The following is a 13,247-nucleotide window of genomic DNA, read 5'->3' as shown; positions in this document are numbered from 1 at the left end:
AATTCACCCAACACAGCTGCGCGATTCCGGGGTACAGTGGTAATGCGCCTGCCGGAAACTCGGCGGGCCATCCGAATGAGGATGCCCGGTCGGTGGCCCGATCGGCTCCACCCGACCGCCCTCTGTCTGGTGCGTACGTCCATGCGTACCGCCTGCACGAGGGGCCCCCTCAGCGGCAGAAGCGCTTGAGCGAAGGCTAGTGGTCCCGCGCAGCTTTGTACGGCTCACCCGGACTCGGGTGGGCGCAGTACTGCAAGCCCGGCACGGTACGACCCCCCTCGCCGCCTCGCGCCGCGTCTCACAGAAGAGGCAGCACCCTGACTACGTTCCGTGACCTCGGGATCTATCCCGAGACCGCCGAAGCCCTCGAGGCCGTCGGCATCGTGTCCCCCTTCCCGATCCAGGAGATGACCCTCCCCGTAGCCCTTTCCGGCTCGGACGTCATCGGCCAGGCCAAGACCGGAACCGGCAAGACGCTCGGTTTCGGCCTTCCGCTGCTGGAGCGGGTCACCGTCCCCGCCGACGTCGAGGCGGGCCGGGCCCGGCCCGACCAGCTGACCGACGCCCCGCAGGCCCTCGTGGTCGTCCCGACCCGCGAGCTGTGCACCCAGGTCACCAACGACCTGCTGACCGCGGGCAAGGTCCGTAACGTCCGCGTCCTCGCCATATACGGCGGCCGCGCGTACGAGCCGCAGGTCGAGGCCCTCAAGAAGGGCGTCGACATCATCGTCGGCACCCCGGGCCGGCTCCTCGACCTGGCCGGTCAGCGCAAGCTGGACCTGTCCCACGTCAGGGCGCTCGTCCTGGACGAGGCCGACGAGATGCTCGACCTGGGCTTCCTGCCCGACGTCGAGAAGATCATCAACTACCTGCCGCCGAAGCGTCAGACGATGCTGTTCTCGGCGACCATGCCGGGCGCGGTCATCGGCCTGGCCCGCCGGTACATGACGCAGCCGACGCACATCCGCGCCACCTCCCCCGAGGGCGAGGGCGTGACCGTCGCCAACATCAAGCAGCACGTCTTCCGTGCGCACAACATGGACAAGCCGGAGCTCGTCTCCCGCATCCTGCAGGCCGAGGGCCGCGGCCTGGCCATGATCTTCTGCCGTACGAAGCGCACGGCGGCCGACATCGCCGAGCAGCTGGAGAAGCGCGGCTTCGCCTCCGGTGCCGTCCACGGCGACCTGGGCCAGGGCGCGCGCGAGCAGGCCCTGCGGGCGTTCCGCAACGGCAAGGTCGACGTGCTGGTGTGCACCGACGTGGCCGCGCGCGGCATCGACGTCGAGGGTGTGACCCACGTCATCAACTACCAGGCGCCGGAGGACGAGAAGACCTTCCTGCACCGCGTCGGCCGGACCGGTCGCGCGGGCAACAAGGGCATCGCCGTCACCCTGGTCGACTGGGACGACATCCCGCGCTGGCAGCTGATCAACAAGGCGCTGGAGCTGGACTTCCACGAGCCGGTCGAGACGTACTCCACGTCCCCGCACCTGTTCGAGGAGCTGAACATCCCGGCCGGGACCAAGGGCGTCCTGCCGCGTGCCGAGCGCACGCGGGAGGGCTTGAAGGCCGAGCAGCTGGAGGACCTGGGCGAGACCGGCGGCCGCGGTGGCCGTGGCGGTCGCGGTCCGGCCGCCGCCGCGCCGGCCGAGGAGCGTCCGGCCCGTACGCGGGCCCCGCGCCAGCGCCGCCGTACGCGCGGCGGCAGCGACCTGGGCGCCGAGACGGCGGCCGCGGTGACCCCGGTCGCCGAGGCCCCCGCCGCAGTGACCCCGGCCGTCGCGGCCCCGGTGGCCGATGAGCCGCGCAAGCCGCGCCGCCGCCGGACCCGCGCCGCCGTGCCCTCGCCGGCCGCCGCCGCGGTGACCCCGGTCGCCGAGGCGCCGACCGCCGCTGCGGAGCCGGACTTCCAGATGGTGCCGGCCGTGGAGCCCGTCCGGGCGCCGCGCCGCCCGGTCCGCCGGCCCGTGTCGCCGTCGGCCGCGGAGCCCGACTTCCAGATGGCCCCGCCGGTGGAGCCTGCTCCGGCCCGCCGCAGCACCCGGACCCGCAAGGTCGCGGAGGCCGCCCCGGTGACCGCCGAAGCCGCCCCGGTGGCCGAGGAAGCCCCGGTCAAGCCGAAGCGCACCCGGACCCGCAAGGTCGCGGAGGCCGCCCCCGTAGTGACCGAGGCCGCCCCGGCCGTGGTCACCGAGGAAGCCCCGGTCAAGCCGAAGCGCACCCGGACCCGCAAGGTCGCGGAGGCCGCCCCGGTGACCGCCGAAGCCGTGCCGGTGGCCGAGGAGGCCCCGGTCAAGCCGAAGCGCACCCGCAAGGCCGCCGCCGTCGTGGAGGCGCCCGCCGCCGCGGAGGAGGCTACCGCCAAGCCGAAGCGCACGCGGACCCGCAAGGCCGTCGCCCAGGCGCCGGAGGCGTAACCCCGCCCGGTCCCGCACCACGGAAGGCCCCGTTCCCCCCTTCGGAGGGGAACGGGGCCGTTCGCGTACCGGGGGCTGTACCGGCGGCTACGGGCCGGTAACCTCGGGCCCATGAGCAAGCCTCCCCGCCTGACCCTGCCCTCCGTCGCCCGGGCGTACCGCCTCGGGACCGCGCGCGGGGAGTTCGCCGTGCACGAGGCGGGCGAACCGCTGCGCGGCACGGCCCTGCTGGTCCCCGGCTTCACCGGCAGCAAGGAGGACTTCATCGGCCTGCTGGAGCCGCTGGCCGGCGCCGGTTACCGGGTGGTGGCGGTCGACGGGCGAGGCCAGTACGAGAGCCCCGGCCCGCGCGAGGAGTCCGCGTACACCTGCGAGGAGCTGGCCCGGGACCTGCTCGCCCAGGCGGCAGCGCTGGACACCGGGCCGGTGCACCTCGTCGGCCACTCCCTGGGCGGCCTGATCTCCCGCGCGGCGGTGCTCCGCGACGCCGCACCCTTCGCCTCCCTCACCTTGATGAGCAGCGGCCCGGCGGCGATCTCGGAGGACCAGCAGGCCCGTACGAAGCTGCTGATCGCGGCGCTGGAGGCGCTGCGGGACGACATGCCGGCGGTATGGGCCGCGATGCGGGCCCAGGACCCGGCGGACACCGTGCCCGACTCCCCCGCCCTGGCGGGGTTCCTGCGCGAGCGGTGGCTGGCCACGGTGCCGGAGCAGCTGATCGGCACCGGCCGGGTGCTGATCTCGGAGCCGGACCGGGTGGCGGAGCTGGCGGACGTGCCGCTGCGCAAGCTGGTGCTGTCGGGGGTGGTCGACTACGCCTGGCCGGTGCCGCTCATGGACGAGATGGCGCGGCGGTTGAGTGCGGCGCGAGTTGTCGTCGAGGGCGCCGAACACTCCCCGAACGCGGAGAATCCGCAGGTCACCGCAGGTGCGCTGGCCGCCTTCTGGAGTGCGGACGGGGACCGGACCGCATACGGTCGTTAGCGAGTGAAAAAATTTCCTTAGCGTAGGGAATGTTTGCGGCTTACACTTCGTTATGCCAGTGCAAGTGAAACACTGACGAAGGGAGAAGCCCGTGCGCTTCGAGATTCTGCGCCTGGACGACGTCGACGGAAGCGCCGTGGACAGCACCGTCGTGGACGCGGCCTCCGTCAACCGGATCGTGCAGCACGCCGCATCAGTAGGCCAGCGCATTCTGATCCGACCGGCCGAGACCGCGTCCAACTGACCCGCTTCCCGCGGTAGACGACGAAGAAACGACGAGACGACGACGAATGCCCCGCACCGGACCGGTGCGGGGCATTCGCATGTGCGGGGCCGGGCGCCGGCGCCTCAGGCGTTGTGCACGACCTGGAGCACGCCGTTGATGATCTGCTGGACGGCGATCGCCGACAGCATCATGCCCGCGAGACGGGTCACCAGGACGACGCCGCCGTCCTTGATCACCCGGATGATCACCAGGGAGTAGCGCATGGTGATCCACAGCACCACGTGCATGGCGATGATCGCCGACCAGACGGAGAGCTGCCCGCTGAACCCGTCGGCCTTCTGCACGGCCAGGATGACGGACACGATCGCGCCCGGACCGGCCAGCAGGGGCATCCCGAGCGGCACCAGGGCGACGTTGACGTCCTTGGTCTGCTTCGGTTCGTCCGTCTTGCCGGTGAGCAGGTCCAGCGCGATCAGCAGCAGGAGCAGCCCGCCCGCGATCATCAGCGCCGGCACGGACACGTGCAGGTAGTCGAGGATCTGCTGGCCGCAGACGCCGAAGACGGCGATGACACCGAAGGCCACGCAGACGGCCTGCCAGGCCATGCGGCGCTGCACCTTGGTGGCGCGTCCGGAGGTCAGGGCGAGGAAGATCGGCGTGATCCCCGGGGGGTCCATAATCACGAAAAGCGTGAGAAATAGGGATCCGAAGACGGCGAAATCAAACACAGTGATGCCTTGCAGGAGAGAGGGGTGGAGCAAAAAGGGGCGGGGACGGGCGAGGGCTCAGCCCTCGTGGCGCCGTCCACCGGCGCCGGGGACGGGGAACGCCCCGGTGGCGCGGCGCGTGATCTCGCCGTAGATCTCGGGGTCGGTCGTGTACTCGCCGAGGCGGCAGGTCTTGCGGCTGCCGTGGTAGTCGCTGGACCCGGTCGTCAGCAGGCCGAGTTCGTCCGCCAGGCCCCGCAGCCGGGCGCGCGTCGCGGCGTCGTGGTCCATGTGGTCCACCTCGATGCCGTCGAGTCCGGCCGCCGCCAGTTCGGCTATGGCGCTCTCGGGTACGCACCGGCCGCGCTTGAGGGCGGCGGGGTGGGCGAAGACGGTGACGCCGCCGGCCGCCTTCACCAGACGGATCGCGTCGAAGGGGTCGAGCTCGTGCTTCTCCGCGTAGGCGCGGCCGCCGTCGGCGAGCCAGTCGGGCGTGAACGCGTCGGAGACGGTGGGCACGACGCCGAGCTCGACGAGGGCGGTGGCGATGTGCGGCCGCCCCACGGACCCCGCACCGGCGATCCGGGCGACCTGTTCCCAGGTGACGTCCACGCCGAGCGCCCGGAGCTTGCCGATCATCGCCTGGGCCCGGGGGGCGCGGTCGTCGCGGACCAGCTCCCGCTCCGCGTGCAGCTCGGGCTCTTCGGGGTCGAAGAGGTAGGCGAGCATGTGCATCCCGATGCCGTCGAGCCGGCAGCTCAGCTCCGCGCCGGTGACCAGGGTGAGCCCCTGCGGCAGGGCCGCGACCGCCTCGGCGTACCCGCCGACGGTGTCGTGGTCGGTCAGTGCGACGACGTCCAGCCCGGCGGCGGCCGCGTTGCGGACCAGTTCGGCGGGGGTGTCGGTGCCGTCGGAAGCGGTGGAGTGGGCGTGCAGGTCGATGCGCACTGCCGGGCTCCAGCTTCTACGGACGGACAAAGGGGGACGCTCCAGGATACCCGGGCCCCGGCCCCCACCGGGCACGGCCGACGCCCCGGCCGTGGCACGACGGACGGAGTCTCCCCCGGCTATCTCTCGGAGTGCCCCGCCTCCAGGGTGTCCCCGGCGCAGCGGCCCGGAGCCCGGCAAGCCCCGCCCGCGACCGCCGGACGGAGTTCGGCGCAGCGCTCCCGGAGCCCGGGAGGCCCGTGCCAGGGCCGGGCGGTGCGAGGGCGCGTCAAGCGGACAGAATGCGCGGGCTCAGGGCGCCGCAGGGGACCAGTTCGACCTCGGCGCCCGCCTCGCGCAGGTCGGTCAGGACGAGCTCGTCGTACATGAGCAGCCCCGTCTGCTCCGGCCAGACCACGGCCCACAGCCACAGCCCGCGCGCCTCGCCCGCGAACACGGCCCGGTCGTCGGGGGCTCCTTTGACGTGCCACAGCGGGGTGGGCCGGCCGGCCGCGACGACCTTGGCGTGCGGGGGCGCCGACACGTCCATGTACGGGCCGGGGTCGGGCGCGTCGATCCCCGCGTACCGCGCGCCGAGGCCCACCCCGAGTTCCTCCGCGACGAGCACCAGCTCCCCCATTCCGCCCAGTGGGCCGGGACCGGAACAGGCGACGGCGGTGGCGCGGCCCCCGCTGCGGTCGTCCCCCGCGGTGGCGACGCCGGTGAACAGCCACCCCACCGGCAGGGGCCACGGCATCCACACCGGTACGTTCGCCCGGTGCACTATGACGCCCAGGCCCTCGACACTGGGCGGGATGACGGGCTGTAGGGGATGGACGGCGCCGTGCACCGCGCACTGCCAGGAGTCGGCGAAAAGACCGGGCGCTCGGACCCGGCCACCGCACTTCGGGCAACTCGGTTCGCCCCTCATATGAAGCACGCTCCTCCCCGCCCGGCGCCCCGTCAAGGCACGCTCACCCGTCCGGATGCCATCCGTACCCGCAACGGCGGGAGCTCAGTCCGGTCTCAGTCCAGTGCGACGGCCGTACGCAGAGGGTCCCGCAGATCCGTGCCGCGCGCGAGCCAGCGTTCCTGGAGGGCTGCGGCGCCGTGCACCCGCTTCCAGGCGGCCTCGTTCGCCGTCATCGGGAGCAGCGGGAGGAACCGCACCGGCTCCAGCGGCTCGTCCAGGTCGAGGTCCTCCACCAGCCCGCCCGGCTCGGCGACCAGGACGGAGCTGAACGGCGCGCCCTCCCACAGGGGTTCGCCCACGTCCAGCGAGGCCCCGGGCGCCACGACCAGCCCCTCGACCATCGGGGACGCGGCCAGCACCGCGAGCGGGCGGAGCACCTTGTCGGTGGGCGCCGGCCCGGCCCGTACGGTCAGCACCAGTTCCGCGCGCGGCCCGCGCAGCGGGTCGGCGACCACGGCGGTCGGGTCGGTCATGGGGTGCGCGGACATGCCGAGGGTCGCGTACCGCACGAGGTCGCCCTCGGCGAAACGGAGAACCTCGATGCGGTCGGTGCCGAGGAAGGTGACGGCGGCGCGGGCGTCGGGTTCGCCGAACGCGGTGCGCAACCGGGCCTCCACAAGGGCGAGAATTTCTGCCATGGAGCGAGCATAGAACTCCTATCCGGCGGGTAAAGGCGCGGTCCTGACCATCCGTCGGCTGATAGTGTTGACAGCTGGTCGGGACCGCACGCAGACGCGTTGTTCCAAGGGTCCGGACGACAGGACGTCCCTCACGGGGGACCGGCCGGAGGAGGTGGGGCTGCGATGGATCGAAGTCGATCGTGCAGTACCAATCGCTCTTCCACTTCTATGCCGGGCGTTTCGCGCCCCCTGTGATCTTCCCCTCCGCGGCCTCCGGGCCGCCGGAAGGTCAGTAGAAGAGCGACGGCAGAACTTTGTCCTCTCCGTCCTGTTTCCCTCCGTCTGCCCGGGGCCGAGCGCCCGGGCGCAGCCGCGGAGGGCCTCCCACCCGTACGGTCCGCAGCCGTGCGCGCGAAGGAGCCTGCCATGTCGATGCTGCCCTACCTCCGTGCCGCCGTCCGTCCGGCCCTGCGCCGGTCCACTCCCGCGCAGCCCGGGTACGACACCACCCGCGACCCGTCCGCCAGCAGCGCGGTCGTCGACTGCGCGGTCTACCGCGACGGCCGGCGGGTGCCGGGCCCGGGCCGTCTGACGCCCCGTGAGGCGATGCGCCGGGTCCGCGAGGACGGCGGTTTCGCGTGGATCGGCCTGCACGAGCCCACCGAGGCGGAGTTCGCCGGGATCGCCGCCACGTTCGGACTGCACCCGCTCGCCGTGGAGGACGCGGTGCACGCGCACCAGCGGCCGAAGCTGGAGCGCTACGACGACACCCTGTTCACCGTCTTCAAGACGATCCATTACGTCGAGCACGCCGAACTGACCGCGACCAGCGAGGTGGTGGAGACCGGCGAGGTCATGTGCTTCACCGGCCCGGACTTCGTCATCACCGTCCGGCACGGCGGGCAGGGCTCCCTGAAGGGCCTGCGCCACCGCCTCCAGGACGACGCCGGACTGCTGGCCCGGGGCCCTTCGGCGGTGCTGCACTCCCTCGCCGACCACGTCGTGGACGGCTACATCGCGGTCGCGGCGGCCGTACAGGACGACATCGACGAGGTGGAGAGCGCGGTCTTCGCGCCGCCGGCCAAGGGCAGCGGCCGGGGCGGCGACGCGGGTCGCATCTACCAGCTAAAGCGCGAGGTACTGGAGTTCAAGCGGGCCGTGTCCCCGCTGCTGCGGCCGATGGAGCTGCTCAGCGAGCGCCCGATGCGGCTGGTGGACCCCGACATCCAGAAGTACTTCCGCGACGTCGCCGACCACCTGGCGCGGGTGCACGAGCAGGTGGTCGGCTTCGACGAGCTGCTGAACTCGATCCTCCAGGCCAGCCTGGCGCAGGCGTCGGTCGCGCAGAACGAGGACATGCGCAAGATCACCTCGTGGGCGGCGATCATCGCGGTGCCGACGATGATCTGCGGCGTGTACGGGATGAACTTCGAGCACATGCCGGAACTGCACTGGCGCTACGGCTATCCGATGGTGATGGCCGCCATCGCCGGCGCCTGCCTGACCATCCACCGGGCCCTGCGCCGCAACGGCTGGCTGTAGGGGTGTCCGGCGGCCTCGCTACCCTGTGCGCATGACTCTCAGCGCGCTCGACCTGGCCCTCGTCGAGGAGGCCACCAAGAAGTCCGGCCTCATCTGGGTCCGCGGCACCGGGGCCGACCGGGCCCTGTGGCACGCCTGGGTGGACGGCGCCGCGTACGTGGTGGGCGACGGGCCCGGCGAGCAGCCGTTCCCGGGGCTCGCGGACGGTGCGGCCGCCGAGGTGACCGTGCGCAGCAAGGACAAGGGCGGCCGGCTGGTCGCCTGGACGGCCGTCGTCCGGGAGCTCGCCCCGCGCGGCGAGGAGTGGCACGCCGCGGTGGCGGAGCTCAAGGGCAAGCGGCTGAACGCCCCCGACGCCGAGCAGATGACGGAGCGATGGGCGCGGGAGTGCCGGCTGCTGCGGCTGGAGCCGGCGGCGGTCCGGGAGTCCCTGCCGGGCGGGTCGCTGGCCGCGCCCCCGCTGCCGACCCCGGCGATCACCCGCCGGGAGATCCCGGCCGGGCTGCCGAAGCTGCTGCTCAAGCGGAAGAAGTCGGCCCGCTAGTGCTGTGACCGGGCCGGGTGGCGGGGCTCCAGGGCCGGGGCGAAGGCCCCCGGGTGGTGGGGCGGACGGCCCGGCCGCGCCGGGTCAGCCTCCGGTGGGGTCGGAACCCTGGCCGGAGCTCTTGGCCGGGCCGGGCGTCGCGCCGCTCGCGTCCTTGGTGATGGGCAGCTGCTGACCGTAATCCACCGTCTGGTCCGGTGCGGGCGCGGCCAGCTGGAAGCTCTGGCCCCAGTCCGCGAGCTGCACCCGCCCGGCGCCGCCCGCGCGTTCCATGAGGAGCGGGTACGGGGTCCCCTCCAGGGACACCGAGAGCCGTCCGCCCTTGCCGCCGGCCGCCAGGACCGGCACCACCCGGCCGTGTCCGACCTTGCCGTAGGCGGCCTTGGTGAGCTTGCCGTCGAGGCCGAGGAGCCCGTCGAGCAGGACGTGCATGTCGGTGAAGCCGCGGAACTGCTTGTAGGTGGGGTCGCTCTGCGGCACCTTGACGAACTTGTCGCCGAGCTTGCCGGCCGAGTCGGACTTCCCCCAGAAGGCGGCGTTCGCCTTCAGGTACAGCTGCTCGCCGATGCGCAGCACCTGGAAGGTGTCCTGCTGGGACTTGACCTCGCCGGAACCGCCGTCGCCCTTGAGGCGCATGTCGAGGGTGAAGGTCTTGCCGCCGGTGACCACCGAGCCCGAGAGGTGCACCGAGGCGGCCGCCGTCGCCGCCGCCTTGGCCTTCGCCTCGATCTGGTCGGCGGGCAGCTTGCCGACTCCGTTGGTGCCCTTGTCGGGGTCCTCGCCGCCGCCGCAGCCCGTGACGGTGACGGTGAGGCCCGCGCACAGCACGCCGATGAAGGCGGCCCGGCGCAGGCGAGCGGCGGGGAAGTAGGCGGTCACGTGCGGGTGCCTCCCGGTCGGTCGTCTGGGGCAGCAGGCAGCGTACCCGCCCGTCCGGCGGCCTCCGCGCCCGCGTACCCGCCCGTCCGCCGGGCCCCGTACGGACCCGGTGTGAGGGCCCCACCAGGACGCCTTCCCGGGCCACGGGCTAGCCTGAGGCTCGGCAGGACTGTTGATCGACGGTCGGTTCACGTTCTAGGAGGCGCTCGGATGGTTGCTGGCGCCCCGCGGATCTTCGTCTCGCATCTGTCGGGTGTGCCCGTCTTCGACCCCAACGGCGACCAGGTGGGCCGGGTGCGCGACCTCGTCGCCATGCTGCGCGTCGGCGGCCGGCCGCCGCGGCTGCTGGGTCTGGTGGTCGAGGTGGTCAGCCGGCGGCGGATCTTCCTGCCGATGACCCGGGTGACGGGTGTGGAGTCCGGTCAGGTCATCACGACCGGCGTCGTCAACATGCGGCGCTTCGAGCAGCGCCCCACCGAGCGGCTGATCCTCGGCGAGCTGCTGGACCGGCGCGTGAAGCTGGTCTCGACCGGCGAGGAGGTCACGGTCCTGGACGTGGCCATCCAGCAGCTGCCGGCCCGCCGGGACTGGGAGATCGACCGCATCTTCGTCCGCAAGGGCAAGGGCGGCGCACTGCGCCGGCGCGGCGAGACCCTGACGGTGGAGTGGTCGGCGGTGACCGGGTTCTCGCTGGAGGAGGAGGGCCAGGGCGCCGAGAGCCTGGTGGCCACCTTCGAGCAGATGCGTCCGGCGGACGTGGCGAACGTACTGCACCACCTGACGCCGAAGCGGCGCGCCGAGGTGGCCAGCGCCCTCGACGACGACCGGCTCGCCGACGTCATGGAGGAGCTGCCCGAGGACGAGCAGGTGGAGATCCTCGGCAAGCTCAAGGAGGAGCGGGCGGCCGACGTCCTGGAGGCGATGGACCCGGATGACGCGGCCGACCTGCTGTCCGAGCTGCCGGAGGACGACAAGGAGCGGCTGCTGACGCTCATGAAGCCGGACGACGCGGCTGACGTGCGCCGTCTGCTCTCGTACGAGGAGCGCACCGCGGGCGGCCTGATGACGACGGAGCCGATCGTGCTGCGCCCGGACGCGACGGTCGCGGACGCGCTGGCCAGGGTCCGCCAGTCGGACCTGTCCCCGGCGCTCGCGGCGCAGGTGTACGTGTGCCGGCCGCCGGACGAGACGCCGACGGGCAAGTACCTGGGGACGGTGCACTTCCAGCGGCTGCTGCGCGATCCGCCGTTCACGCTGGTCAGCTCGATCGTGGACACGGACCTGCCGCCGCTGCGGCCGGACGCCTCGCTGCCGGTGGTGACGAGCTACCTGGCCGCGTACAACATGGTCGCGGTACCGGTCGTCGACGAGAGCGGCTCGCTGCTGGGCGCGGTGACCGTGGACGACGTACTCGACCACCTGCTGCCGGACGACTGGCGGGAGACGGACTTCCATTCCGAGGAGGCCGTGCGTGGCCACTGAGCGGGGGCGCGGGCGCTCGGAGCGCGGCGACGGGCCGCGCGGCGAGGCGGCGCGCGAACGGCGCCGGGAGCGGCGCGAGCAGACGCGGGACAGCCTCTCCGAACGGCTGGAGGCGGCCGAGCGGCTGCGGCAGGAGCGGATGGAACGTTCCGTCGAGCGGGCGAAGGCGGGCGCCCCCGCCGGGGCGAGCGCGCTGACGCGTTCGCGCGTCCGGCTGGACCAGCCGCGCCCGGCCCGGCGCCGGCTGCTGCCCGAGTACGACCCGGAGGCGTTCGGGCGGCTCTCGGAGCGGGTCGCGCGGTTCCTGGGCACGGGCCGCTTCATCGTCTGGATGACGATCGTCATCATCGCCTGGGTGCTGTGGAACGTCTTCGCGCCGGACCACCTGCGCTTCGACCAGTACCCCTTCATCTTCCTGACGCTGATGCTGTCGCTCCAGGCCTCGTACGCGGCTCCGTTGATCCTGCTGGCGCAGAACCGGCAGGACGACCGGGACCGGGTCAACCTGGAGCAGGACCGCAAGCAGAACGAACGCTCCATCGCCGACACGGAGTACCTGACCCGGGAGATCGCCTCGCTGCGGATGGGCCTGGGCGAGGTCGCGACGCGCGACTGGATCCGTTCGGAGTTCCAGGACCTGATCAAGGAGATGGACGAGCGGCGGCTGCTCGCGCCCGAACGTGACGAAGGCGACCGCTGACGGGCTTACCGGCGGCGTGCTACCGAGCCGTACCATCGGGTCATGGCTACCGACACAAGCTCCGCCGCTGCGCCCGGGCAGGACGCGATCCTGGACGCGCTGGCGACGGTGAACGACCCCGAGATCCACAAGCCGATCACCGACCTCGGCATGGTCAAATCGGTGGAGATCGGCGCCGGCGGCGCGGTCGCGGTCACGGTCTACCTGACGGTGTCGGGCTGCCCCATGCGCGAGACCATCACCAAGAACGTCACAGAGGCCGTGGAGCGCGTCGAGGGCGTCACCTCCGTCGCCGTCACCCTCGACGTGATGAGCGACGAGCAGCGCAAGGACCTGGCGGCCACCCTGCGCGGCGGCACCGCCGAGCGCGAGGTGCCGTTCGCCAAGCCGGGCTCGCTGACCCGGGTGTACGCGGTCGCGTCCGGCAAGGGCGGCGTGGGCAAGTCCTCCGTGACCGTCAACCTGGCGGCGGCGATGGCCGCGGACGGCCTCAAGGTCGGTGTCGTGGACGCGGACATCTACGGCCACAGCGTGCCGCGCATGCTCGGCGTCGAGGGCCGTCCCACCCAGGTCGAGAACATGATCATGCCGCCGTCGGCGCACGGGGTGAAGGTCATCTCCATCGGCATGTTCACCCCGGGCAACGCGCCGGTCGTCTGGCGCGGCCCGATGCTGCACCGGGCGCTCCAGCAGTTCCTCGCGGACGTCTTCTGGGGTGACCTGGACGTGCTGCTGCTGGACCTGCCGCCGGGCACGGGTGACATCGCGATCTCCGTGGCGCAGCTGGTGCCGAACGCCGAGATCCTGGTCGTGACCACCCCTCAGCAGGCCGCGGCCGAGGTCGCCGAGCGGGCCGGCTCGATCGCCGTGCAGACCCACCAGAAGATCGTCGGTGTGGTCGAGAACATGTCGGGGCTGCCCTGCCCGCACTGTGACGAGATGGTCGACGTGTTCGGCTCGGGCGGCGGCCAGAAGGTGGCGGACGGCCTGACCAAGACGGTCGGCGCGAGCGTGCCGGTGCTGGGCTCGATCCCGATCGACGTGCGGCTGCGCGAGGGCGGCGACGACGGCAAGCCCGTCGTGCTGTCCGACCCCGACTCCCCGGCGGGCGCCGCGCTGCGCGCGATCGCCGGGAAGCTGGGCGGGCGGGCCCGCGGCCTGTCGGGCATGTCGCTGGGGATCACGCCGCGCAACAAGTTCTGAGCGTGCAGGGCCGGGCCGGGCACCGCGGGGTTCCGCGGTGCCC

At 72.6% G+C, this 13,247-nt stretch carries 13 protein-coding genes; 8 read left to right on the top strand and 5 right to left on the bottom strand.

The window, feature by feature from the left end; all coding sequences use genetic code 11:
• Positions 1-407: 407 nt before the first annotated feature.
• From ACWGH1_RS32630 to ACWGH1_RS32620, 3 genes are all read left to right on the top strand, one after another.
• Positions 408-2,417, top strand: coding sequence for a DEAD/DEAH box helicase (locus ACWGH1_RS32630; protein WP_453409257.1), 2,010 nt, complete (start codon positions 408-410; stop codon positions 2,415-2,417).
• A gap of 111 nt (positions 2,418-2,528) precedes the next feature.
• Positions 2,529-3,401, top strand: coding sequence for an alpha/beta fold hydrolase (locus ACWGH1_RS32625; RefSeq protein ID WP_453357803.1), 873 nt, complete (start codon positions 2,529-2,531; stop codon positions 3,399-3,401).
• 91 nt (positions 3,402-3,492) lie between these two features.
• Positions 3,493-3,645 (top strand): hypothetical protein, encoded by a 153-nt coding sequence (locus ACWGH1_RS32620; RefSeq protein ID WP_389665798.1) that lies wholly within the window; start codon positions 3,493-3,495, stop codon positions 3,643-3,645.
• Positions 3,646-3,749: 104 nt separating this feature from the next.
• On the opposite strand, the gene ACWGH1_RS32615 is transcribed toward ACWGH1_RS32620, so the two are convergent.
• From ACWGH1_RS32615 to ACWGH1_RS32600, 4 genes are all read right to left on the bottom strand, one after another.
• Positions 3,750-4,355, bottom strand: coding sequence for a MarC family protein (locus tag ACWGH1_RS32615; RefSeq protein ID WP_453354109.1), 606 nt, complete (start codon positions 4,353-4,355; stop codon positions 3,750-3,752).
• Between the two features lie 57 nt (positions 4,356-4,412).
• Entirely contained in the window at positions 4,413-5,282 is an 870-nt protein-coding gene (locus ACWGH1_RS32610) for a PHP domain-containing protein (RefSeq protein WP_453354108.1), read from the bottom strand.
• A 268-nt stretch (positions 5,283-5,550) separates the two neighbouring features.
• The gene (locus ACWGH1_RS32605) at positions 5,551-6,192 is read right to left on the bottom strand and encodes a DUF6758 family protein (RefSeq protein WP_453354107.1); all 642 of its coding nucleotides are present in this window, start codon (positions 6,190-6,192) and stop codon (positions 5,551-5,553) included.
• 95 nt (positions 6,193-6,287) lie between these two features.
• Positions 6,288-6,872, bottom strand: coding sequence for a suppressor of fused domain protein (locus ACWGH1_RS32600; protein WP_453354106.1), 585 nt, complete (start codon positions 6,870-6,872; stop codon positions 6,288-6,290).
• A 408-nt stretch (positions 6,873-7,280) separates the two neighbouring features.
• Between ACWGH1_RS32600 and ACWGH1_RS32595 the strand changes: the two genes are divergently transcribed.
• Both ACWGH1_RS32595 and ACWGH1_RS32590 read left to right on the top strand, forming a co-directional pair.
• Positions 7,281-8,396: a magnesium and cobalt transport protein CorA gene (locus tag ACWGH1_RS32595; RefSeq protein ID WP_453354105.1), complete on the top strand. Its 1,116-nt coding sequence runs from the start codon at positions 7,281-7,283 to the stop codon at positions 8,394-8,396.
• A 31-nt stretch (positions 8,397-8,427) separates the two neighbouring features.
• The gene (locus ACWGH1_RS32590; RefSeq protein WP_453354104.1) at positions 8,428-8,940 is read left to right on the top strand and encodes a hypothetical protein; all 513 of its coding nucleotides are present in this window, start codon (positions 8,428-8,430) and stop codon (positions 8,938-8,940) included.
• 84 nt (positions 8,941-9,024) lie between these two features.
• Here the strand turns inward: ACWGH1_RS32590 and ACWGH1_RS32585 are convergent, their stop codons facing one another.
• Positions 9,025-9,819, bottom strand: a complete 795-nt coding sequence (locus ACWGH1_RS32585; RefSeq protein WP_453354103.1) for a hypothetical protein — start codon at positions 9,817-9,819, stop codon at positions 9,025-9,027.
• Positions 9,820-10,029: 210 nt separating this feature from the next.
• On the opposite strand from ACWGH1_RS32585, the gene ACWGH1_RS32580 reads away from it, so the two are divergent.
• The 3 genes from ACWGH1_RS32580 (at position 10,030) to ACWGH1_RS32570 (ending at position 13,204) form a co-directional block, all read left to right on the top strand.
• The gene (locus tag ACWGH1_RS32580) at positions 10,030-11,301 is read left to right on the top strand and encodes a magnesium transporter MgtE N-terminal domain-containing protein (RefSeq protein ID WP_453354102.1); all 1,272 of its coding nucleotides are present in this window, start codon (positions 10,030-10,032) and stop codon (positions 11,299-11,301) included.
• Between the two features lie 139 nt (positions 11,302-11,440).
• The gene (locus tag ACWGH1_RS32575) at positions 11,441-12,001 is read left to right on the top strand and encodes a DUF1003 domain-containing protein (RefSeq protein WP_453354111.1); all 561 of its coding nucleotides are present in this window, start codon (positions 11,441-11,443) and stop codon (positions 11,999-12,001) included.
• 87 nt (positions 12,002-12,088) lie between these two features.
• On the top strand, positions 12,089-13,204 hold the full coding sequence (locus ACWGH1_RS32570) for an Mrp/NBP35 family ATP-binding protein (RefSeq protein ID WP_453354110.1): 1,116 nt from the start codon (positions 12,089-12,091) through the stop codon (positions 13,202-13,204).
• The last annotated feature ends 43 nt before the right edge of the window (positions 13,205-13,247 follow it).

It is taken from the genome of Streptomyces sp. NPDC054883 (assembly GCF_053610645.1).
This window is presented reverse-complemented; position numbering and strand designations above follow the sequence as displayed.